Source organism: Marinomonas vulgaris (genome assembly GCF_018145875.1).
In the GTDB taxonomy this organism is placed as follows: domain Bacteria; phylum Pseudomonadota; class Gammaproteobacteria; order Pseudomonadales; family Marinomonadaceae; genus Marinomonas; species Marinomonas vulgaris.
The window spans coordinates 110975-132438 of sequence record NZ_JAGSSV010000007.1 but is presented as its reverse complement, the minus strand read 5'-3'; the positions used below and the strand labels follow the sequence as shown (position 1 = coordinate 132438).

20 protein-coding genes are annotated in these 21464 nt (G+C 48.5%); 7 read left to right on the top strand and 13 right to left on the bottom strand.

Translation table 11 applies throughout. From position 1 onward, the window contains the following. Positions 1–48 precede the first annotated feature (48 nt). The 7 genes from npdG to J9B83_RS08045 form a co-directional block, all read right to left on the bottom strand. On the bottom strand, positions 49–735 hold the full coding sequence (gene npdG / locus J9B83_RS08075; protein ID WP_211536244.1) for an NADPH-dependent F420 reductase: 687 nt from the start codon (positions 733–735) through the stop codon (positions 49–51). Further along, on the bottom strand, positions 732–1517 hold the full coding sequence (cofE, locus tag J9B83_RS08070) for a coenzyme F420-0:L-glutamate ligase (protein WP_236037195.1): 786 nt from the start codon (positions 1515–1517) through the stop codon (positions 732–734). The genes npdG and cofE overlap by 4 nt, the downstream gene beginning before the upstream one ends. After that, positions 1510–2193, bottom strand: a complete 684-nt coding sequence (gene cofC, locus J9B83_RS08065) for a 2-phospho-L-lactate guanylyltransferase (RefSeq protein WP_211536243.1) — start codon at positions 2191–2193, stop codon at positions 1510–1512. Before cofC ends, cofE begins: the two co-directional genes overlap by 8 nt. Continuing rightward, positions 2194–3144 (bottom strand): 2-phospho-L-lactate transferase, encoded by a 951-nt coding sequence (gene cofD / locus J9B83_RS08060; protein WP_211536242.1) that lies wholly within the window; start codon positions 3142–3144, stop codon positions 2194–2196. Next, positions 3144–4334, bottom strand: coding sequence for a 5-amino-6-(D-ribitylamino)uracil--L-tyrosine 4-hydroxyphenyl transferase CofH (cofH, locus tag J9B83_RS08055; protein ID WP_211536241.1), 1191 nt, complete (start codon positions 4332–4334; stop codon positions 3144–3146). The genes cofD and cofH overlap by 1 nt, the downstream gene beginning before the upstream one ends. Then, positions 4331–5440 carry a 7,8-didemethyl-8-hydroxy-5-deazariboflavin synthase CofG gene (gene cofG / locus J9B83_RS08050; protein ID WP_211536240.1) on the bottom strand — a complete coding sequence of 370 codons (1110 nt, stop codon included), beginning with the start codon at positions 5438–5440 and terminating at the stop codon, positions 4331–4333. The genes cofH and cofG overlap by 4 nt, the downstream gene beginning before the upstream one ends. 281 nt (positions 5441–5721) lie before the next feature. Then, complete coding sequence (locus J9B83_RS08045) at positions 5722–6369, bottom strand: TetR/AcrR family transcriptional regulator (protein WP_236037194.1); 648 nt, start codon at positions 6367–6369, stop codon at positions 5722–5724. A 247-nt stretch (positions 6370–6616) separates the two neighbouring features. Here J9B83_RS08045 and J9B83_RS08040 point away from each other — a divergent pair, with 247 nt between their 5' ends. The 5 genes from J9B83_RS08040 to J9B83_RS08020 all read left to right on the top strand — a co-directional run bounded on the left by J9B83_RS08040 (position 6617) and on the right by J9B83_RS08020 (position 11750). After that, on the top strand, positions 6617–7864 hold the full coding sequence (locus J9B83_RS08040) for a Zn-dependent hydrolase (protein WP_211536238.1): 1248 nt from the start codon (positions 6617–6619) through the stop codon (positions 7862–7864). A 57-nt stretch (positions 7865–7921) separates the two neighbouring features. After that, positions 7922–9406, top strand: a complete 1485-nt coding sequence (locus tag J9B83_RS08035) for an NCS1 family nucleobase:cation symporter-1 (RefSeq protein WP_211536237.1) — start codon at positions 7922–7924, stop codon at positions 9404–9406. Positions 9407–9479: 73 nt separating this feature from the next. Then, a complete protein-coding gene (gene hydA, locus J9B83_RS08030; RefSeq protein WP_211536236.1) occupies positions 9480–10919 on the top strand; it encodes a dihydropyrimidinase in 1440 nt (479 codons plus the stop codon). A gap of 143 nt (positions 10920–11062) precedes the next feature. Beyond that, positions 11063–11452, top strand: coding sequence for a type II toxin-antitoxin system RelE/ParE family toxin (locus J9B83_RS08025; RefSeq protein WP_211536235.1), 390 nt, complete (start codon positions 11063–11065; stop codon positions 11450–11452). Then, the gene (locus J9B83_RS08020) at positions 11442–11750 is read left to right on the top strand and encodes a helix-turn-helix domain-containing protein (protein WP_211536234.1); all 309 of its coding nucleotides are present in this window, start codon (positions 11442–11444) and stop codon (positions 11748–11750) included. Before J9B83_RS08025 ends, J9B83_RS08020 begins: the two co-directional genes overlap by 11 nt. Positions 11751–11825: 75 nt before the next feature. On the opposite strand, the gene J9B83_RS08015 is transcribed toward J9B83_RS08020, so the two are convergent. The 4 genes from J9B83_RS08015 to J9B83_RS08000 all read right to left on the bottom strand — a co-directional run bounded on the left by J9B83_RS08015 (position 11826) and on the right by J9B83_RS08000 (position 15433). Beyond that, entirely contained in the window at positions 11826–12308 is a 483-nt protein-coding gene (locus tag J9B83_RS08015; protein WP_211536233.1) for a phosphatidylglycerophosphatase A family protein, read from the bottom strand. Between the two features lie 66 nt (positions 12309–12374). Then, entirely contained in the window at positions 12375–13325 is a 951-nt protein-coding gene (thiL, locus tag J9B83_RS08010) for a thiamine-phosphate kinase (protein ID WP_211536232.1), read from the bottom strand. A gap of 51 nt (positions 13326–13376) precedes the next feature. Then, a complete protein-coding gene (locus J9B83_RS08005; RefSeq protein ID WP_211536231.1) occupies positions 13377–13670 on the bottom strand; it encodes a DUF6172 family protein in 294 nt (97 codons plus the stop codon). A 149-nt stretch (positions 13671–13819) separates the two neighbouring features. Continuing rightward, on the bottom strand, positions 13820–15433 hold the full coding sequence (locus J9B83_RS08000; RefSeq protein WP_211536230.1) for a methyl-accepting chemotaxis protein: 1614 nt from the start codon (positions 15431–15433) through the stop codon (positions 13820–13822). Between the two features lie 188 nt (positions 15434–15621). On the opposite strand from J9B83_RS08000, the gene J9B83_RS07995 reads away from it, so the two are divergent. Both J9B83_RS07995 and J9B83_RS16005 read left to right on the top strand, forming a co-directional pair. Next, the gene (locus J9B83_RS07995; protein WP_211536229.1) at positions 15622–16947 is read left to right on the top strand and encodes a DUF2868 domain-containing protein; all 1326 of its coding nucleotides are present in this window, start codon (positions 15622–15624) and stop codon (positions 16945–16947) included. 3 nt (positions 16948–16950) lie between these two features. Continuing rightward, positions 16951–18294: a DUF3482 domain-containing protein gene (locus J9B83_RS16005; protein ID WP_211536228.1), complete on the top strand. Its 1344-nt coding sequence runs from the start codon at positions 16951–16953 to the stop codon at positions 18292–18294. A gap of 6 nt (positions 18295–18300) precedes the next feature. Here the strand turns inward: J9B83_RS16005 and J9B83_RS07985 are convergent, their stop codons facing one another. Both J9B83_RS07985 and J9B83_RS07980 read right to left on the bottom strand, forming a co-directional pair. Next, entirely contained in the window at positions 18301–19017 is a 717-nt protein-coding gene (locus J9B83_RS07985) for a 1-acylglycerol-3-phosphate O-acyltransferase (RefSeq protein ID WP_211536227.1), read from the bottom strand. A gap of 63 nt (positions 19018–19080) precedes the next feature. After that, positions 19081–21390, bottom strand: coding sequence for an EAL domain-containing protein (locus J9B83_RS07980; RefSeq protein WP_211536226.1), 2310 nt, complete (start codon positions 21388–21390; stop codon positions 19081–19083). Positions 21391–21464: the final 74 nt, after the last annotated feature.

The window sequence follows — 21464 nt, the reverse complement described above, 5'->3', positions numbered from 1 at the left end:
GTTCCTCTTATATGAATAATAAAATGTGCTAAATGGCGTTATGTTAAATCAATGCTCAGGGGGACAAATACGAATGCCCGCGTGACTAAAAGGCACGTCTTTCGAGATGTTTAAGCGGATTAAAATGGGCGTAATGGCTTCGATGCAGCGGGCGCTGTCTGCCAGTCCCGCGTTGTAGGCTTTTGTGCCCATTTTTTCGATCAAGGCCATCACGCGCTTTTTCGCGTCCAAATCGTTGCCACACACCAAAATATCGCAGTTAATCGGTCTAGATAAATCGTTCAACGTAATCGCCGACACGTTATGCAGCGCGCCCACAACAGGAATATCGTCGCCCAACAATATTTGTGCTGACTCTGTGACCGAGCCGGCTTCGGGCATGACCACCGCTTTTGGATTCCCCGGTGCCAGTGGCACCACAATGTCGACCAGCACCTTGCCCACCAACAAAGGCGCTAGGGTGGTCAGCGTGGTGTCGTGAGCGGAATAAGGCACGGACAAAATCACCAAATCCCCCGCTGCTTGAGTGGCGTCTTCCATGCTCATGCCGCTAATGTCTGCCTCGCTATCGGTCAACAAGGCTTTTAAACCCTCGGCGGTTTCTTGTGCTTTGAAGGGATCACGGGATCCCAACACCACGCTCACGCCCGCTTGCGCCAAACGTAACGCCAAGCCTTTGCCCTGCGGGCCTGTGCCACCAATAATGGCCACTGTGTTTGTTGTGTCTGCTTTCATCGAAAAAGATCCTCATTGTGAGCGCGAATAAGATCTCGGCTCGAGCTGTCGGTTTTTGGCCAAGAAAGGCCACGAAAAATAATCACGGGGGATTTGGCGCTTTTCGCCATTAATAAGCCGGACGCGGCGGCCAATTCATCGGCAAAAGCCGGTGCCGTTACGCTCAATGGGCGACCAAATGCGTCTGCCTCGCCCAACATGTGCATCACTCCTGGCACGTTGGCAAGACCAATCGCCACATTGGTTTGACCCAAACGCCAAGGGCGACCAAAGGTATCGCTGATCACCACACCAAGATTGCAACCGAAGTGGGTTTCCAATCGTTGGCACAATGCGCGCGCGCTTTTATCAGGATCATCAGGGAGTAAAATCAGTTGGCCAGGGTGATCCGCATTGGATTCATCCACCGCCGCGTTGGCACAAATATAACCATTCTTGTGCTCGGCAATCAGCACGCCTTCCTCTTGGTCGGGCCGCTTCATCGCACGGACAATGCGGTTGGATTGGGACAAGATCACTTCCACTTTGCGCGGGTCTTTATTGACGCTTTTTGCCAACTCGATGGCGTCGGCACTCGGTGTAATGTCGTCTAAATAAGCGCAAGCGCCTTCACTTTTCGACACCACCTTGTGAGCGACCACTAAAATATCCCCTGACTGAAGGGTCTTGTTTTGCGCGCTAAAGGTATCAATGATCTTTTGCGCCAAGTCGTCGCCAGTTTGAAAATCCGGCAAGCCCATCAGTCGAAACATGGTCATTTCGTCTTTTATAGAGTCAGACATAGCGATGCTCCTTCACGGGTGAGATAAAACACTTTTTCCACACAGCAAAACGCTCGGGAGACTGCACAGCGGCTTGCTTTAAGTCCTCGCCTTGATCAATGTCTAGCGCGAGGTAAGGCAAATGCAAAGCACGACAAACCAATCGGTTATTGCGTGCATTCGTTTGATGTGCCACCGCCGAATCACAGCCGTATTCAAAATCGATGGCGTCTGGTGGCGAGGTTAATAAGGCATTGGTGCCGCCATCTTTGGCCACCGCTATTGCCACCTGAGCGTGAGCCATAGCGTCAATTAAGGTGAGAATTTCACGTTTATCCAATACCGCAATGTCGCTCGGGATAACCAGCTGACTGTCGTAGCCGCTTTGTTTTACCCAATCGCAGGCGAACGTCAGCGCGCCATTTAGCCCCGCTTGACCATCGTCAAATAGAGTATTGGCCGAGAAACCTTGTGCGACTTGCAGCACCTCAAGGGATTCACTCACCACCAGCACATCTAGGGTCGGAAAATGGCGCTGAAAGAAACGTAAGGTGTTTTCAAATAAGGTCATCGCTAACTGTTCTCGCGATGTGTTGGGCAAGCTGCCAATCAAGCGCTGTTTAGCGCGTTTGGGGGCTTTCATCGGAATCACCACACACAGTTTGTCGGTTAAAATATGATCGATTACGGCTATCATTTAGGCGGCCCTCTGCTTTTGCTGTAACAAGGCAAACTCGACCGTCTCGGTGAGTAAGCGTGTTTTGTCTTCTGTGGTGGCCATTAAAGTGGGCGTGACCAGCACCTTGATCCCTTGAGACTCCAGCCAAGCGGCGTCGTGTTTATCGCTTTCATCAATCACTAAGGCGTCTATGAAAGACGTATAACAATCATAGATACCTTTTGAATCGATGCTTTTCCCTGCACTTTCGAGCATTTTATCCGCAGGGCCTTTTACCGTTTTACCGCCAATTAACGGAGAGATACCGATAACATAAGCCGAACTTGCTTCGATGGCCTGTTGAATACCGGGGACGGCGAGAATCGCGCCAATGCTGACAATCGGATTACTCGGTGCGATCACGATCACGTCGCTGTGGACAATTTGTTCCAGTGCTGACGGAGTCGGTGTGGCCTTTTCTACGCCGTGGTATTCAATGTCGAGAACGTCCAATTGGCAGTGTTCACGAACGAAAAATTCTTGAAACGACAACCAGCCTTTTGGGGTGTTTACTCGAGTTTGCACCACATCGTCGGTGGGCAATAAAATAGGCATGGACACGCCATGACGCATGGCCAGACGTTGAGTGATCTCGCTGGCACTGACCCCTAAGCGTCTCAGGTGCGTACGAAAAATGTGCGTGGCCAAATCCAAATCCCCCAGTGTCATCCAGGTTTCTTGCCCAAAAGCGCGCAGCTCACCCAGCACTTGATAGCTTTCATTTTTGCGTCCCCATCCTTGTTGGCGGTCAATTTGATCACCAAGGGAATAAATCAGTGTGTCGATGTCGGGAGATACCCATAATCCATGAAACTCGTCGTCGTCGGCCACATTACCAATGATCTTGGTGTGCTCAGCAAAACGACTGTTTGCTAAGCCTTCCGCGGCCTTTGCGCCGCCGACCCCGCCAGCCAATAAGGTAATCTTCATTAAGCCACCCCTTGAATCGCGATACGATTCGTCGCCAGAGGTCGCGTGCCGTAGTCTTTCACCGTGTCATATTTGGTGGTGCGCTGTATGGCGTTTAAGCCGGCAGCGTGAATGTTCGCCACCATGTCTTCTGGAAATACTTCTTGGCCGTGGGTAGCCCCCGCCGCACGAGAAATGCTTTCGTTCATCAAGGTGCCGCCTAAGTCGTTGGCGCCCGATTGCAGCATTTTAGTCGCCACTTCTGGGCCCATTTTGACCCAAGACGCTTGAATATTATCGATGTGACCTTGCAGCATTAGCCGGGCAATGGCGTGCATTTTAAAGTGCTCATCTTGCGTGGGGCCGGGGCGCACCTTGTCTGGATTGTCTTTGTACAAACGGGTTTCATAATGGATGAATCCCAGTGGCACAAACTCGGTAAAACCTCCGGTGTCTTTTTGAATGTCGCGCAATAATTTTAAGTGATTTGCCCAGTGAATCGGCTGATCAACGTGGCCGTACATGATGGTCGAGGTGGTCTTCACGCCTACCGAATGGGCGGCCTTGATGATGCGCACCCATTCTTCTGTGGTGAGCTTGTTTTTGGTGAGTTGCTTGCGTACCTCGGTGTCCAGAATCTCGGCGGCGGTGCCGGGCATGGACCCTAGCCCCAAAGCTTTTAATTCAGTCAAAAACACTTCTGGTTCCAAGCGGCCTTTTTTACAGCCATACCAAATTTCAAAAGGCGAAAAGGCATGAATATGAATATCCGGCACGCGTTTTTTCACCGCGATAATTAACTCACGGTAATAATCTGGGCCAATGTCTGGGTGCAAGCCCCCTTGAATGCACACCTCGGTAGCGCCTCGCTGCCACGCTTCTTCGGCACGATCGGCCACCTGTTCTACGGTTAAAAATTCGGCTTCTTTGTCGCCTTTTTCCTTGGCAAAATTACAGAAACGACAGCCCATGTAGCAGACATTGGTAAAATTAATATTGCGTGTGATCACGAAAGTGCCTGTATTGCCCACTCGTTTCTCACGCACCTGATTGGCGGTGTCCAGCACCGCTTGAGCGTCGGCGCCTTGGGTAGCAAATAAGGTACAAGCGTCGGTTACACTCAGCTCTTCGCCTAATAAACTGCGCGCTAAAATGGCTTTGATAGGCGCACTGATGTGCCCTTGATGAGACGTAAACTGTGATAAATTCATGCGATGGCTCCCTGTAATTGGCGGCTAACCCGTTGGGTTAACGGCGCGGTGAGGTACTTGTCGTGTTGACGATGAAAGCGATCGTAAATCGTCAATCGCTCCGCCAAGGAATAGCCCAAACCGGCGCAGGCAGTCGCCACCTGTTGGATTTGCGGCCAAGCTCTTTCTGGGTTGATAAAATCTTTAGTGAGGGGCGAAATGCCGCCAAAATCGTTGATGCCTGCGTTGATGTAACTGCCGTATTCCACTTCTAAATTGGGTGGCGCTTGAATACTGATGTCATCGGGTAAAATCAAACGTGCCACAGCGATGGTGCGTTTCATGTCGTCTAAATCGGGTTCTTGGCAACCGGCCATGGCGGTGCCTGCTTTGGCGCGAAAATTCTGAATGATGACTTCTTGAATGTGCCCATAGGCTAAATGTCGATCACGGATGGCGATTAGACTGCGTACGCGGTTCTCCCAGTTTTCGCCAATGCCGATCAAAATCCCCGTGGTAAAAGCAATATCGAGACGTCCCGCTTGTTCTATGGTATCGAGTCGGCGTTTGGGGGTTTTATCAGGGCAGCCATAATGCGCTTGGCCTTTTTTGAGTAAATCAGTAGAAATATTTTCCAACATCATACCCATGCTCGCGGCCACGGGTTTGAGGCGTTTCAGCTCAGCAAAAGACAAGGCTCCCGCATTGATGTGAGGCAGCAAACGGGTGTGAGTGAGTACGCTTTCGCATTGGTCGTGTAAGTAATCTAGGGTGTTGTCGTAACCCAAAGACGCCAGTACATCGCGGGCTTTTTGATGTCGCTGTTCAGGGCGTTCACCCAAACTAAACAACGCTTCTTTGCAGTCGAGTTTGTCGCCCTGACGTGCGGTGTCCAGCACTTGCGCTGGGGTTATGTAGTTGGCAGCGGGCGAATCAGGTGACTGCACAAAGGTGCAATAACCACAGCGATCACGGCACATATTGGTGAGTGGAATGAAGACTTTTTTGGAGTAGGTAAGCTGCTTACCCCAAGCGGCGTCTCGCACGGTTCCCGCCGCTTGGCAGAGTGCATACAAGTCTGGCCCAGTGGCAAACTCATAAGACATAGCATCAAAAAAAGAGATCATATTCACTCCACACAGTTGGTTATCAATGAAAGACGGACACACCGTAAAATTAACTTTTTTACCATTTGGTATAAAAATTAATAGCAATCATTTTGTGCAGAGTAAATTGTTTTTATTAGTGCAAAACGCGCACTAAAACGGTTCTTGCCGAATAAAGTTTAGATAAGCAAAAAGTTAACTAAATGGTTAAGATTATGAAATAACGCACTTTTTTTACACATTTTACGAAGGAGAAATCGATTCAATATGGCGTTTTATTCCTTTAGAAAAGACAAAAAAAATTATTCATTATTTTTTTTGGCACCAATAGCGCGCATAACAAAGCTGGTCACGGCTTCTTCCGCTCGGGAAAAATCGTTTTCGTCTAATTTGGTTCGCCCTAACAGTACTTCCATTTGCACAGAAAAATCCGCATAGGTTTGCGTGGCCGCCCAGATGGTAAAAAACAAATGCTCTGGGTCAACATTTTGAATTAACCCCTTATTTATCCATGACTTAACAATTTCTACGTCACGGTCAAATTGCGGCTTTAGATGACTAATCAGGTATTCTTTTAACACGGGTGCGCCGCTGATGATTTCATGGGCAAACACTTTAGAACCATTGGGATACAGGCGGGAAAGCTGCATTTTTTCATGCACATAACGACGAATAACGGCTTCAGGCGTATCGCCGTGCGCCTCTAGAAAAGACAGCTTTTCAATCCAAATGTCGAGCATTTCTTTGAGCACCCGTTGGTAGAGTAACTCTTTGTTTGGAAAGTAATAAATCAGGTTTTGTTTAGAAATATTAGCGCTCATTGCGATGGCTTCCATTGATGAGCCACTGTAGCCTTTTTCAGCAAAGAGAGCTTCCGCCGAGCGCAATATACGCGACTCTAATTCTTCACGATTGATCGATTGTTTGGTGCGTTTCGTTTTCTTTTCCATCACGCTGGCGTCCGCCTTTGCAAGCTTTAAAAATAATATTAAATTTATAAAGCACTGTTTTTATTAAATATTATCTCAATTTCGCCCTTTAAAATAGCACATTCACAACGGGCAAACGAGCCTTTCACTCCAAACATCTTGAAAACTTGGCCTGCTTATTGCTGACCGTTAAGACAAGTCATTCGGCAATTTTTTTGTCTTTGTTTTTTACCTTTTGGTAAATATTAACCGGTAATAGGAGCACACCATGCAAGATCTTCGCATTAACGAGCAACGCCTTTGGGACACCTTAATGGAAATGGGTGACATTGGCGGCACAGAAAAAGGCGGCTGCAATCGTCTTGCCGGCACAGACTTAGATAAGCAAGCCCGTGACCTGTTTGTTGCTTGGTGCGAAGCCTGTGGTTGTACTGTGGAAGTGGATAAAATTGGCAACATTTTCGCTCGTCGCCCTGGCACAGACAACAGCTTACCAGCGGTTGGCACGGGGAGTCATTTAGACACTCAGCCAACGGGCGGTAAATTCGACGGTGTCTTTGGCGTATTGGCCGGTGTTGAGGTATTGCGAACTCTACATGACAACAAAATAGAAACGCCCACTGCAATGGAGTTTTCGGTATGGACCAACGAAGAAGGCTCGCGCTTTCAGCCGGCGATGCAAGGTTCCGGCACCTATGTCGGTCGCTTTGATTTGGAAACCGAATTGAATAAAACCGATGTGGATGGCATCCGCCTTGGCGACGAGTTAGAGCGCATCGGTTATTTAGGAGAGATGGAGCTTGGCAGCCGCCACATGGGGGCGTTTTTTGAAGCACATATTGAACAAGGTCCAATTCTCGAAGACGAAGAAAAATCCATCGGCATCGTTCGACTTGGCCAAGGCATTCGCTGGTACAACGTGGAAGTCGTCGGTCGCCCTTCTCATTCTGGCACCACGCCCATGCATTTGCGCAAAGACGCCATGCTCGCTGCGTCGGCCATCGTTACTGAAATCAATAAGATCGCGCTGCGCTATGACAATGGCTTGGGCACCGTGGGTTATATGAACGTTTGGCCGAATTCGCGCAACACCATTCCTGGCAAGGTGAATTTCAGTGCTGATTTGCGCAACCCCAAGCCCGATGTATTGCTCACCATGCACGAAGAGTTGGTGACATTTTGTGATCAGATCGCCAAAGAATATGGCTTAGACGTCAATTTAGACCCTTTCTGGTATTTCGCACCAGTGGAATTTAATGCTTCCGACGATGTGAAAGCCGCCACGGAAAAACTCGGTTACAGCCACATGGACATTTACGCGGGTGCCGGTCATGACGCCTGTTACATGGCCGACTTAGTGCCAACAGGGATGATTTTCACTCCTTGTTTAAACGGCATCAGTCACAACGAAGCGGAATACAGCTCGCCTGAAGAATGCGCCGCCGGCGCTAATGTGTTGCTGCATGCCATGCTCGAAGCCAGCGAACGCATCGCCAACGAACAAGAGAAGCAATAACCAATTAAAACCGTCCAGATAACCCAAAACAATCCAAACAATAGAAGAGGTGGCACCATGACCAGCAAGTCTGTTAAGCAAGGGGAATTTTACGAACTGGAGGTCGATAACGATCTGCAGGAAAGCAGCGCATACAACGATGATTTAGCACCAACAAAAATCAAAGATCGTACTTGGAACAAATGGAACATTGCCGCCTTGTGGGTAGGTATGTCGATTTGTGTCCCCACTTATACGCTCGGTGGCGTGTTAACCGCCTACTTTGGTTTGTCGGTCATGGAAGCGCTGTTTACCATCTTCATCGCCAACGTCATCTTATTGTTCCCTTTAACACTGAACGCCTTTCCCGGTACTAAATTTGGCATTCCGTTTCCTGTCTTGCTGCGCTCATCTTTCGGCGTAGTGGGTTCGAACATTCCTTGTCTGATTCGTGGCTTTGTCGCCTGTGGCTGGTTTGGTATTCAAACCATGTTCGGCGGCTTGGCGATTCACTTATTTTTGTCCGCGATCTCATCTGGCTGGGCCAGCTTAGGTGGCGTGGGTGAAGTCATCGGCTTCTTCCTCTTTTGGGCACTGCAAATGGTGGTGGTAATTCGTGGTTCTGAGTCCATCAAATGGCTGGAAACCTTGTCTGCACCGCTTTTATTGATCGTTAGTATCGGCTTGATGATGTGGGCAGGCGATAAAGTGTCTTTCACCGAAGTGTTGGCAACGCCTGCTAACCGTCCTGAAGACGCCGGTTTTATGAGCTATTTCTTTGGTGGATTGACCGCCATGGTGGGCTTTTGGGCGACCTTATCGCTCAACATTCCCGATTTTAGCCGCTACGCGAAATCACAAAAAGATCAGGTAATTGGTCAAATCATTGGTTTGCCTGTCACCATGTTTTTCTTCGCGGCTTTAGGTGTGGTATTGACCGCTGCGTCCACCGCGCTTGTTGGCGAGACGATTTCCGATCCGATTTCCTTGATTGGCAAAATCGACAGCCCAGCTTGGGTCGCCGTGGCCATGGTATTAATCATCATCGCCACCTTGTCGACCAACACCGCCGCCAACATCGTTTCCCCTACCAATGATTTTCAAAACATCGCGCCAAAATACATCAACCACACCCGTGGCGTATTACTCACCGGTGCAGTAGGCATCTTGCTGATGGGCTGGGAGTTGCTGAAAAAAATGGGCTGGTTGGAATCTGATGTCAGCGTTGAAAGCATGTATTCCAACTGGTTATTGGGTTACTCCAGCTTACTAGGCCCAATTGCTGGCATCATGATGGTGGATTACTTCCTGATCAAACGTCAGCACCTAGATTTGGTCGCCCTCTACACGCCAAATAGCTTGTACCCTTCTTTTAACACCGCGGGCTTAATGGCTTTTGCCGCGCCGGTATTGATCACCTTGGTCGCGCTAAACGTGCCGGCGTTGGGCTGGTTTTATAGCTATGGCTGGTTCACAGGCGCTTTCACGGGTGCCTTGGTGTATTTCATCTTGGGCAATATGCAAGCTTCCCACGCCAGCCAATCTGAGGCGCTGCAATCTTAATCTTTGGCGAATACGCCGTTTAATTTCATCTTATCCACTCGGCCTTCGGGCCGACTTTTAAAAAGGACGACTCATGAGTTTGTTGATTAAAGGTGGCACCATTGTCACCCATGAAGAAACCTTCAAAGCCGATATTCTATGCAAAGACAACAAGATCGTCGAAATTGGCGACATTAACGTACTGCCCGACGGTGTCGAAACCATCGATGCCACAGGCAAGCTCATCATGCCAGGCGGCATTGATCCCCATACTCACATGCAGTTGCCCTTCATGGGTACAGTCGCCAAAGACGACTTCGCTTCAGGCACAGCCGCCGCATTAGCTGGCGGCACCACGACTATTATTGATTTTGTTATCCCTAGCCCACAGCAATCTCTGCTGGAAGCCTATGCACAATGGCGCGAATGGGCGGAAAAAGCTCACTCGAATTACAGCTTCCACGTGGCGATTACCTGGTGGGACGACAGCGTCGCCGAAGAAATGGGCACCTTGGTGGAAAAACACGGTGTGAATAGCTTCAAACATTTTATGGCCTACAAAAACGCCATCATGGCCACCGATGACATCTTGGTTTCCAGCTTCACCCGCTGCTTAGAACTGGGTACTGTGCCGACGGTTCACGCAGAAAATGGCGAGTTGGTGTATCACCTACAAAACAAATTATTAGCCGAAGGCATGACAGGGCCAGAAGCGCACCCGCTGTCTCGTCCACCGTCGGTAGAAGGCGAAGCGGCGAATCGTGCCATTAGTATTGCGAACACCTTGGGAGCGCCAATTTATCTAGTGCATGTGTCCACAGAAGAAGCCGTCGATGCCATTCGCTACGCCAAGGATCACGGTCAAACGGTATTTGGTGAAGTGCTAGCGGGGCATTTAACCGTCGACGACAGCGTGTACCAAAACACCGATTGGGCCACTGCGGCCGCTCATGTTATGAGCCCTCCATTTCGCCCTAAACAACACCAAGATGCCCTATGGAAAGGCGTTCAAGCGGGAACACTGCAAACCACCGCCACCGACCATTGCGCTTTTTGCGCCGAGCAAAAAGCCATGGGCAAAGACAACTTTGCGATGATCCCCAACGGCACCGCTGGGGTAGAAGAACGCATGATGGTGTTGTGGGAAAAAGGCGTCAACGCGGGCAAAATCACCATGAACGAATTTGTTGCCCTCACCTCCAGCAACACCGCGAAGATCTTTAATATCTACCCAAACAAGGGCTGCATTCGGGTAGGTGCCGACGCCGATCTCGTCATTTGGAACCCAAAAGCGAGCAAAACCCTATCCGCCAAAACCCATCACTCGAAAATCGAACACAGCATTTTTGAAGGCATGGAAATAAACGGTGTCCCTGAAACCACCATTTGCAACGGCAAACTGGCGTGGCACGACAACGTCCTGATAGCCCAATCTGGCGATGGCCAATATGTCGACCGACCTGTCTACGCACCTTTTTATGAATCCTTGAGAAAACGAAAAGAACTCAATAAGCCAGTGCCAGTTCAACGCTAGCATGGATAGACAAGGAGAGTGGTAGGCTGGCGGGCCTATCACTTAACTTGAATAACGAATACTCTCTTCACCCGTCTTCACTCACTTGACTCCTCATAAAACCATAGTATTAATTACCATAGTTTCGAAATGGATGCGATTCAATGAAAGTGTATGTTACCGATGATTTCTTAGTTTTTATGAAACGAGCCAAATTAATAGACGCTAAAGTAGCCGCTGCCGCGAAAGAACTGTCTTTTGGACTCCATGATGGAGAACTTGTCCCTAATAAGTCATTTAAAAAGAGAATCGCGTCACTAAAACAAAGTAAACGTGACTCAAATAGAAGCATCGTTGCCGTTAAATTACATGAGAGAATGATCTTTATTGCTGGTTGGCGTAAAGCAGACATTCCTAAAAAGGGGAAAGAAATCCCAGATAAGCTGCTTGAAGCATACAAACTATTCGCTGAAGATTTACTAACAATGTCAGAACAAAAAATGGCTGAAATAATAGAAGCAGGTCTGCTTAAAGAGGTGTCTTATGAAGGATGAACGTATTGATCGTGTGCAGGTAATGGCAAGGCGCTTTCATGAAAAAGGAGCCGTAAGCCAGATTACAATGCGAAAAATAGATGCCCTAGCTTTGCATGACAAACCAATAGAAATGACGGCATCACGCATCAAAGAGATCAGGTTAAAAGCACACATCAGTCAAGGTGTTCTTGCTAGTGTGCTGGCCATGAGTATAGAAAGCATACAAAAGTGGGAGCAAGGGAAATCTCAACCAAACGGCGCAGCCGCTCGACTTCTCTATTTAATTGATAAAAAAGGCCTTGAATCCATTCTATAAAGCCACAAAAGCACCTAATGAGATAGGTGCTTTTGTGGCTTACTATAATAAGCATCTTAGCGTGTAAAAAGATGTTTAAAAAACAAAGTGTACCAAGGCCTGCAAGACAACAAATGACATTAAGCCTGCTAATATGTCGTCGAACATGATGCCAAAGCCGCCGTGTACGTGTTTGTCGACCCAAGAAATCGGCCAAGGTTTTAAGATATCAAATAGGCGAAATAGAACAAAACCTAACACTATGTACATCCAGCCGGCAGGGGCGAGGAACATGGTAATCCAATAACCGACAAATTCATCCCACACGATGCCAGAGTGGTCGTGTACGCCCATGTCTTTAGAAGTTTTGCCACATAAGTAAATACCCACTAACGAGGTAGAAACCAACATGAAAAGGTATTCGGTAGTGCCTAAGCCTTGCAACAGCCAGATAAAAATCGGCACAGCAGCAAGGGTACCAAATGTACCTGGGGCTTTTGGTGCCGCGCCAGAGCCTAAACCAAAGGCTAAAAAATGGATTGGGTTACGCCAAACCGACGCAGGTGCTGAATTCGCCATGTGTAATTACCTGTTTGTTCGTGAAATCGTACCGTGTGTGAGTTAATGCCTCTCGAACACACTCTATCAAAAATGCTGCCAGCCGGTCATGTCACCGTCGTAGCCTTGAATGCTAAAACCGTCCTCGGTCACTTCACCCACTTTCGTGCATTCCAAACCAAGGGTTTGAGCGATCAAAGACACTTCGTCAGCCTGAGCTTTCGAGGCCGTAAAGCAAAGTTCGTAATCGTCGCCGCCGGTAAGTGCTAACGCGATGGCCGCATCCGGTTGCCATTGTTGCAAGGGCGTAGAAATAGGTAAGGCACTGGCGTTTAAAATAGCGCCTTTGCCGGAAGCTTTGAGGATATGCTGAAGGTCTTGTGCCAAGCCATCGGAGATATCCATCATGGCGTGAGCTACTCGTTTCATCGCCATCGCAAAAATCAGCCGATGTTTTGGTCGCCAATAACGCTCATAAAAGTAATCGAAGCGCTCGCTCGACACCTGCCATTCGCCAGTCACAATCGGCACTGCAGCGGCGGCGTCGCCAAGCAATCCAGTCACATAAATATCGTCGCCCGCTTGCGCGCTACTGCGTTTCACCGCCAAGTCCGCTTCCACGTAACCATGCACTTGCAGCGTGATGGTCAGCGGGCCTTTGGTCGTGTCGCCACCTACCAGCGCCAAACCAATGGGTTCTGCCAGTTCTGCCATGCCTTGCGCCAGTCCAGCCAACCATTGAGGATCGGAGTCAGGAATCGTTAACCCCAGAGTGAAAAACGCCGGTTTAGCACCCATGGCCGCCAAATCACTCACGCAAGAAGCCACCGCACGATAGCCAATGTCGACCGGGTCCGCGTCGAAAGGAAAATGTCGCCCTTCCACCAAGGTGTCCATGGAAAATACCAGACTTTGACCCGTCGGCACAGCCACTTGGGCACAGTCGTCGCCGATGCCCAATAATATATCGTCTCGGCCTCGCGTATCGGCCATCACAGAGGCTTGAAAGATGTGTTGAATTAACTCGAATTCCTTCAAAAAAGTATCCTTGTGCTGTTCATACGGCGAGTGATCGACATTGATCTGTGTTTAATCTTGAGTTCTTTTAGCGCGTGTTTTTGGCGTTGGAATCACTTCTAGGTAAAAGGATTTCCAATGCTGGCTCTGAGCTGAGCTGATGTTGGTATTAATATCGCCTTCGTGAATAGAGCGCGCTTTGTCAGCCACTTGGCCAAATTTGCAGTTAAACCCCCAAAAGTCCGCGCCTTCTGGTAGCGCTTTGGTTCTTTGCTGCTTAATGTATTGCTTTACTTCGTTTTTCGCCGCTTCGATGATGCGCTGGTAAGACAATTTAGGGTGGGAAAGAACAAAGTTTTTTTTCATGACAATCCTAAGCGTGTTCGCATTATGGGTGAAGCAACAAAAAACGCCGCTTCAATAGCGGCGTATGATAACGGGATACGCTTTGTACAGCTACGACTAAGCGCCAATTGTGACGCTTTTGTCGTGCCAAAAAGCGGATAAATCCAGAGTTATACCTTGAAGCTGCCCACTTGCTGATCCAGCGCTTTGAACAACTTAGTAATGTCGTCCGATTGCTGCTTGAGCACATCGGAAACCGATTGCACCGAGTCGGTTTGATCTTTCAATGACACCATATTTCGATTGATGTCGTTGGCTACGATAGATTGCTCCTGAGTGGCTTGTGCGGTTTGCGCGGCCATTTCTTGCACTTTACCAAAAGAGGCTTGCAAGCTATTGAAAATCTCGGTCACTTCACCAAAATTGCTCACCGTCGATTGCGCGTTGTCGCGGCTGCTTTGAATCGCTTTGGATGACTCTGTCACATTGAGCTTCAGCTTTTCAATCATGGTTTCAATTTCGTTGGTGCTGTCTTGTGTTCGGGTCGCTAGGGTTCGCACTTCGTCAGCCACCACCGCAAAACCACGGCCTTGCTCACCGGCACGAGCCGCTTCGATCGCCGCATTCAGCGCTAGTAGGTTAGTTTGCTCAGCAATGTTACCAATCACTTCCAACACAGAGGTGATGCTTTCAGAGCTGCGTTGCAATTCAGCAGAACGCTCAAGGGCACTTTCAATGTCTGACACCAATTCGGTAATCGCGCGCTGAGACTTATTCACTGCCGCCATACCGTCTTGCGTTAAACTATTGGAATTTTTGGCTTCGTTGGCAGTGTCTTGCGCCACCGTGGCCATTTGTTGATTGGACATGTCCATTTCGTGACCGGCACTCACAATAGACGCGGACGCATTGGCCAATGCTGTGGTGATGCCCGAGGTTTTACTCGAAACTTGAGTCAGCTGTCCGGTCATTTCACCCAATTCATCCGATTGCTTGTGAATACTGCTGATGATGCCGCGCAAACGATCAACAAATCCGTTGAATTCATTAGCCAAATCACCTAATTCATCTTTCGTGGTAAAGTCGATTTTTTGGGTTAAATCGCCATCGCCTTCGGAAATTTCACGAATACGCTGGGCAAGGTAACTGACTTGATTGGTTAAGGTTTTCGGGGTTTTGTAGCTAAACCAGATCGCGATGATTAAGCCAAGTGCCACTATGGTGATGGCGAACTTCAGAAACGCTTCTTCTTGCGCGATCAATTTACTTTTGCTCGATGCCGCGTGATTGTTCACCGCTTCACCGGCTTTGTCTAAACGCGCTCTTAACGCTTGAAAGCTAGCGTTGGCTTTTTGCTCAGCGGCTTGAAAAGACGGCGCTTGGGCATCTGCAGTCACAACGCGATTGGACGCATTCAGCCAAATAGAAAAAGCACTATCAATGTCTCCCAATGACTTTTGCACCTCTGGCTCCATCGCCAAATATTGGCGGAACAGTTGAATGCGCTCTTTAACTTGATCGGCGTTTTCAACACGGTCTTTCTCTTCATCAGCTAAATTGCCCACACCCACAATAATGCGCTGCTCAGCCAATTTCGCTTGGTACAAATCTCGGTCGGCGTTTAAAATCACCGACGATGCTTTGCTGTAAATATCCGCTTGGTTATTGAGTCCATCTCCCAACTGCTTGATGATGTAACCCATTGACACAAGAGCAATGATAAAAGTGATGCCCATCACCATAATAGGCAACGAACTTTTGACCCGTATAGAATTGAAACGCATGACTTTGTCCCTTAATAAACAGCATCGTTTTACGACATAGAAATTTATAGTAGAGTGGATTTATCAATCTAAGCAATCTGAATTAACAATTACCTACACTTTAGCTCAGTTTGATAACCCATTTTTCACCATGGCACTGGCGATAACAGCGACTACTATGACAACGCGATTAAGGGTAACACGATAAAATGACCTTTTTGATGCCAAGAGCGAAACTGGCGCTTGCCGCTTGGCTGGAAACACACACAGATTTTCGCCTCTCCACTCATGCCGAAAATTTACCCAGCGCCCTCGATAAGTTAGACAACTATCCGTTAGAAAACAGCTACGCAGCGCAGTTTGGCCAGCTCATACGCCACTTTCATCGCGCAGTGCTGATCTTGCTGGTTGTGTCTTTTGTGCTGGGGTTTCTTGCTGTGCCCTCAGCGTTTGCCACTAGCGAATCTAATCAGGTCAATATTTTTTGGCTGTTAATTGTCATGTTAGGCTTTCATTGCCTAAATCTGCTCATTTGGAGCATTACCTTGGTCGCGACCATGAAACGTCGTCCCGCTGGGCAAGGTTTTTTGCTTAATAGCCTACTTTTCCTCAACAAGAAAATCGCCAAGCACACCAACATAGACCATCACGTCAGCGACGCTTTTTTACAGTGGCAATGTCCGTCACACAGCAACACTTGGCTGGTCAGTGGTGTATCACACACCGCATGGTGTGGTTATTTATTCGCCGGCTGGTTGATGACCTTGCTTTTATTGCTCACCAATCAGGTGGATTTTGTATGGGAAACCACACTATTGAGCGATCAAGCCTTTCTTCAGCTCACTCAGTCGCTTAGCGTTGTTCCTCAGTGGTTTGGCTTAGCCCTCCCCAATAAGTTGGATGTATTGGCCAGCCGCGTGGATTTGGTATCGCAAAGCGCTAGCACTCGACAACATTGGGCGAACTTTCTGCTGGCCAGCATCTTCTTGTATGGGGTTTTACCGCGACTCTTTCTTGCGATTGTTTGTGGTCTGATCTATCGCTGGCGTCGTGCGACCTTGCCGCTCACTACCGCCGAAAGAATCATTCAAAGCCGTTACCAACAAAAAGAAACGCAGACTCGACACATCATCGATGAACAAACACAGCCTCACCTAACGGTGTCATTAACCGACTCCACCCACCAGCAGGGTGCTATTTTCCCTGCAGCACTGTCTGGCGATTGGAAGCTGTTCGAATGGAGCGACGCCGCGCCTGTCGAGCTGAGTCAGGTTTCATCGGTGGCGACCCTAAATAGCCGTGATGAACAGGCGCAATTTCTTGGGTCGTCCAGCCCATCGCCTGTGTATGTGCTGGTCAATGGCGCACAAAGCCCAGATCGAGGCACACGACGGTTTTTTACTGCAGCGAGCAAGTCGTATCCGGCGCTGATGTTGGTTGTCGCAGACGCCGAGTCCGCCGCTTTTATGGAAGACTGGCAACGACTGGCCAATGAAGCCCAGGTGACGTTTTCCCCACTGTTAATCAAGGAGTAATGTGTGTCGATATCGCTTTTAGTGGTGGGTCACGCCAACACCGGAAAAACGTCGCTGATTCGCACCCTGCTGCGCCGCCACGATTTTGGCGACGTTAATAACAGGGCCGGCACCACTCGTCATGTGGAAAGCGTAAACATTCAGCTCGATGGTAAACCTGTTATTACCTTAACCGACACGCCAGGATTTGAAGACTCCCTTGGTTTGTGGGAAATTCGCCAAAGCGATGATTTTGCTCGATATCAAGGTGCCGACTGGCTTGCTCCATTTTGCAACAGCGACTTCGCGCAAGACGAGTTCGAACAAGAAGCAAAAATTCTCAAACAGCTTAGTCAAGCTGACATTATTTTGTATGTGATTGACGTGCGCCAAGCGCCACTGGGCAAATATTTGGACGAATTAGCGATTCTTGCCAGCGCCAGCAAGCCGATTATTCCAGTACTGAATTTCAGCGCCACCACCAGCGCACATTGGGAAGCTTGGCGTCAGGTATTGGCCGAACGTCACCTGCATGCCTTAATCAAATACGATACCGTGGCGTTTTATTTTGAAGATGAAAAACGCCTGTATCAGAGCATTCAAAGCCTGATGCCCGACCAATACGATACCTTAACACAGCTTATTCAATCTCGGGAAGAAGCCGCCACGTTGCGCCGAACCTTGGCCAATCAACAACTGGCCGACTTACTCATCAAAGCCGCCAGCACTCGCACAGAATGCCGCCATTATCCGCCTAGCGATACAGAATCTTTGCTGTTTGAAGACAAGGTTCGGGATTTGGAAGGTCAATACATCACTAACTTATTGAGGTTGTACGAGTTTCAACAGGGGGACGTGATCAATTCGCCTCTGTCCATTCAAAATGCGCGCTGGCAACAGGACATTTTTGACGCCGACACACTCAAAGAATGGGGCATAGAAACGGGCACCAGTGCCTTAAAAGGCGCGGCTATTGGTGCGGGTATCGATGTGATGTCGGCAGGATTAACCCTAGGCACTGCCACAACCATTGGCGCGGTGCTCGGTGCCACGTGGAAAACAGGGCTGCGCTACAAAGACACCTTAAAAAGCAAACTCACCAAGCACCATTATTTGTGTCTTGAGCAAGCAACGCTGACCTTATTGTGTTTGCGAGGATTGAGCCTGGTTCAACACCTTCATCAGCGCGGTCACGCCTCCCAAGAAGCTTATCAGATAGCCGATAAATCAACCAACGAAGCCTTGATTACGCCGTTAAAACCGCATTGGAAACAAGCTCAGCAACACCCAGAATGGGCATCGGCTAGCTTACCCGAGCATCACCCAACTAAGCGGGCCATACAGGCTATTTTAGAGGCTCAGATTTAGACAGATCTAACGAGCTAGCTCAGCGTCTAAACGCAGTTTAGTCTCATGCATGCGGCTTTCACATAAGGCCAGTAAATCGCCAACATCTTCGACATTTAGACCCTGTGTTTCAATTGGATCCAGTGTTTCGACAATCACTCGTCCATTGTTCCAACGATTCAATTTCACTTGACGATGAGTGTCGCTGCACACAATCGGCACGATCGGCACGCCCGCTTGAATCGCCGCGTAAAACGCCCCGCGCTTAAACGGCAACCAGCCACGACCACGACTGCGGGTGCCTTCTGGAAACATCAGAATCGATAAGCCGGTTTTTTTCATGCTCGCCACCACTTGATCTATGGTGGCAATCGCTTGTTTGCGGTTATCACGGTTGATCAAAATGTTGCCGCTTACCCAGTACAGAATCCCAAAGAAAGGCACCCATCGGAGGCTTTTTTTGCCCACTGTCACCACGCCTTTGGGTACCATGGCCGCCAATGTAAACAAGTCGTAGTTGTTTTGGTGATTACCCACATACACGGCTTGAGGCACAGTACTAGCCGCGTCAGACTGTCGCACCTCAACGCTTAAACCAAACAGAGGGGCTGAACTGGAAAGCACATTGGCAAGGTGATAAACGCGGTTTTTAGACTTTAATGTCAGCAAACAAAAAACAATACCAAGCAGAGTTCCCACCACAATAAACACCACCAGCAATGTGACTCGTATCAATAACAGCATTGTGCAACATACCTCACGTTATTCACTTCTTTGTTACGTGCCATAAAATACCGTAATCAGAGATTATTTATCTGAATTAAAGGCTTTGCGCCATGAAAAAAACTCGTTCGCTACCAAAGGTTTAGAAAAAAAGTAACCTTGTACTTTATCACAGCGACGCTGTGTTAATAACGCCACAGCCTCGGCATTTTCAGCCCCTTCTGCGGTCACACTAAAACCCAAACTATGGGATAAATCGATTGTCGCCGTAGTGATAAATTCATCTTTTTGATTCGTGTCGATGAATTGAATAAACGCACGGTCGATTTTCACCTCGTTCACTGGCAACTCACGTAGATACGCTAATGAAGACTGTCCGGTTCCAAAATCATCAATGGCGAGATGAACACCCATATCTTGTAACGCATCCAGCACGGCGATGACTTTCTCTCGATCTTTCATTACCGCGCTTTCTGTTACTTCTAACGCCAAGGCCGACGCAGGTAATTGATTCGCCGCTAAGGCTTCTGCCACCATGGTGGGAAGCATGTCATCGAGCAAATCATGCGCGGATAAATTCACCGCCACGCGCATTTCGTCACCTTGTTGCCACCATACACTCAGCTGTGACAACACTTTATTAAGAACCCATTTGGTGAGTATTTGAATGCTCCCAGCGTGTTCTAGCAGGGCAATAAACTCATCCGGAGGGATGAACCCAAGCTCGGGGTGAATCCAACGAATCAAGGCTTCCGACTCATGACAGCTATCCGATACCAAACACACCTTTGGCTGGTACACGACAAACAGTTCATCGTTATCAAGCGCGGTGGGCAGATCACGAATAATGGTCAATTGTCGACGATGGTTTTCGTCTTGCCCTTCTTCGTAAAACACGCACAAGTTTTTGTCTTCACGGGCTTTATCGGCCACGATTTCAAGACGGCGCATGGCACTGTTCACATCCTGTGTCGCATGCTCAAAAGGCAAAACAGCGATGCTAATCTCTATTCGAATACTGGAATCCGCCGAGATATCAAATTCTTGCGCAAAACATTGCTTTAAACTTTCGCAATCGGCTTGCTGAACTGGCCGTTCGAAAACAAATAAAAATTTATCGCCGCTTAAACGCGCTAGCATGGTCACGTCGTCGCCCCAATTTTGCAGTCGCAGAGCCACTTTGGACAATAAGACGTTACCCACATCAAAGCCCAGCATGTTATTGGTGCGCTTAAAATGTCGCAAATTCACCAACATCAAACCACCTTGGGTTTTAGATAACGCCTCTGCGAGATAAGATTCCACCGCGCTTTGATTAAACAATCCCGTTAGCTGATCATGAGACGCTCGATGGGTAAGCAATTCTTCACGACACACTATCGATTCTTGCATGGTTTCCATGGTGTTAGACAAGACGCCAAACTCTCCCTCAATATGAGGTGCATCACAGCGACTTTTATTGCCGCCCATGCCGATTTGTCGAGCGTATTCCACTAGAGTTTGGATTGGCTGTGTCATGTTGCGCGCTAAGGCAATACCAAATAACAGGGCCAAAGCCAGTGCACCGGTAAAAATCCACACCAACTGATTACGGGTATTGTTGTAGCTTTGCAGCCAAGGGCCATAAGGCAAATGTATAATGCCCCATTGCTCGGGCACGCCAATATCCACTCCTAGGGACAAGTATTTTTCGTCGGCTGAAAACGCTGGATATTGGAGAATGGCTTCCACATTGCCAATACGCTTAAATATTTGCACCTTTTCTTGCGGTGGCAAGGTAGAACCACCTGACATCAGGTGCAAAGGGTCGTTTTCGTTCACAAAACTGATGTCTAACCCTGTCACCGCTTTTATTTGTTCGGCTAATGCTTGATCAAGCTGAAATGCCATGCCGATCCAAGCAATCACATTTGGCGCTTTAATCGGCACCAACACCAATTGATAAGACGTGCCTTCAAAGGCAATCATGGTGCTAATGGAAGAACCGCCAGATCGACGAGCCGCCATCACCAGCTGTGCAATGGTAGGGTTTTCGCCTACATCTTGAGTCGCAGTAATAAGCGCACCATTGGGCGATACCAACAAAGAAATATCAGCACTAATACGCGCACCATGATTTTGCAACACCGAGCCGATGGTGCTGGTTTCTCGTGTCGCGACCGCTTGCTTGAAACCAAAGTCCGAGGCCAGAATCTCCACCCCTTTAGTAAGCTGCTCAGCCCGACTTTCTAAGAATAAATCAAATACATTACGGGACACATTTATCGACTGAACACCTTGCTTATAGTTCGCTTCTTTTAGCGAAGACAAGACTGCCAACGCCGTGCCAAACTGAGCTAAAGCCAGCAGCAATAAAATGAACAAAATGAGTCGTGCCCGAAAGCTTTTTAACACGCTAATACCTCTTAAATGGCAATGCTGTAGCCGCGTTGGTTATAAAGTTGCAAGCTATCTAATCCAGAATAATA

Bases quoted from the DNA above. Each gene is read 5' to 3' on its own strand.
- J9B83_RS08025 (WP_211536235.1), top strand. From the start codon at position 11,063: ATGAAAGTGTATGTTACCGATGATTTCTTAGTTTTTATGAAACGAGCC.
- J9B83_RS07995 (WP_211536229.1), top strand. From the start codon at position 15,622: ATGACCTTTTTGATGCCAAGAGCGAAACTGGCGCTTGCCGCTTGGCTG.
- J9B83_RS08000 (WP_211536230.1), bottom strand. From the start codon at position 15,433: ATGCGTTTCAATTCTATACGGGTCAAAAGTTCGTTGCCTATTATGGTG.
- cofC (WP_211536243.1), bottom strand. From the start codon at position 2,193: ATGATAGCCGTAATCGATCATATTTTAACCGACAAACTGTGTGTGGTG.
- npdG (WP_211536244.1), bottom strand. From the start codon at position 735: ATGAAAGCAGACACAACAAACACAGTGGCCATTATTGGTGGCACAGGC.
- J9B83_RS08040 (WP_211536238.1), top strand. From the start codon at position 6,617: ATGCAAGATCTTCGCATTAACGAGCAACGCCTTTGGGACACCTTAATG.
- cofE (WP_236037195.1), bottom strand. From the start codon at position 1,517: ATGTCTGACTCTATAAAAGACGAAATGACCATGTTTCGACTGATGGGC.
- cofD (WP_211536242.1), bottom strand. From the start codon at position 3,144: ATGAAGATTACCTTATTGGCTGGCGGGGTCGGCGGCGCAAAGGCCGCG.
- J9B83_RS08015 (WP_211536233.1), bottom strand. From the start codon at position 12,308: ATGGCGAATTCAGCACCTGCGTCGGTTTGGCGTAACCCAATCCATTTT.
- J9B83_RS08020 (WP_211536234.1), top strand. From the start codon at position 11,442: ATGAAGGATGAACGTATTGATCGTGTGCAGGTAATGGCAAGGCGCTTT.
- J9B83_RS08005 (WP_211536231.1), bottom strand. From the start codon at position 13,670: ATGAAAAAAAACTTTGTTCTTTCCCACCCTAAATTGTCTTACCAGCGC.
- hydA (WP_211536236.1), top strand. From the start codon at position 9,480: ATGAGTTTGTTGATTAAAGGTGGCACCATTGTCACCCATGAAGAAACC.
- J9B83_RS08045 (WP_236037194.1), bottom strand. From the start codon at position 6,369: ATGGAAAAGAAAACGAAACGCACCAAACAATCGATCAATCGTGAAGAA.
- cofG (WP_211536240.1), bottom strand. From the start codon at position 5,440: ATGATCTCTTTTTTTGATGCTATGTCTTATGAGTTTGCCACTGGGCCA.
- J9B83_RS08035 (WP_211536237.1), top strand. From the start codon at position 7,922: ATGACCAGCAAGTCTGTTAAGCAAGGGGAATTTTACGAACTGGAGGTC.
- cofH (WP_211536241.1), bottom strand. From the start codon at position 4,334: ATGAATTTATCACAGTTTACGTCTCATCAAGGGCACATCAGTGCGCCT.
- J9B83_RS07985 (WP_211536227.1), bottom strand. From the start codon at position 19,017: ATGCTGTTATTGATACGAGTCACATTGCTGGTGGTGTTTATTGTGGTG.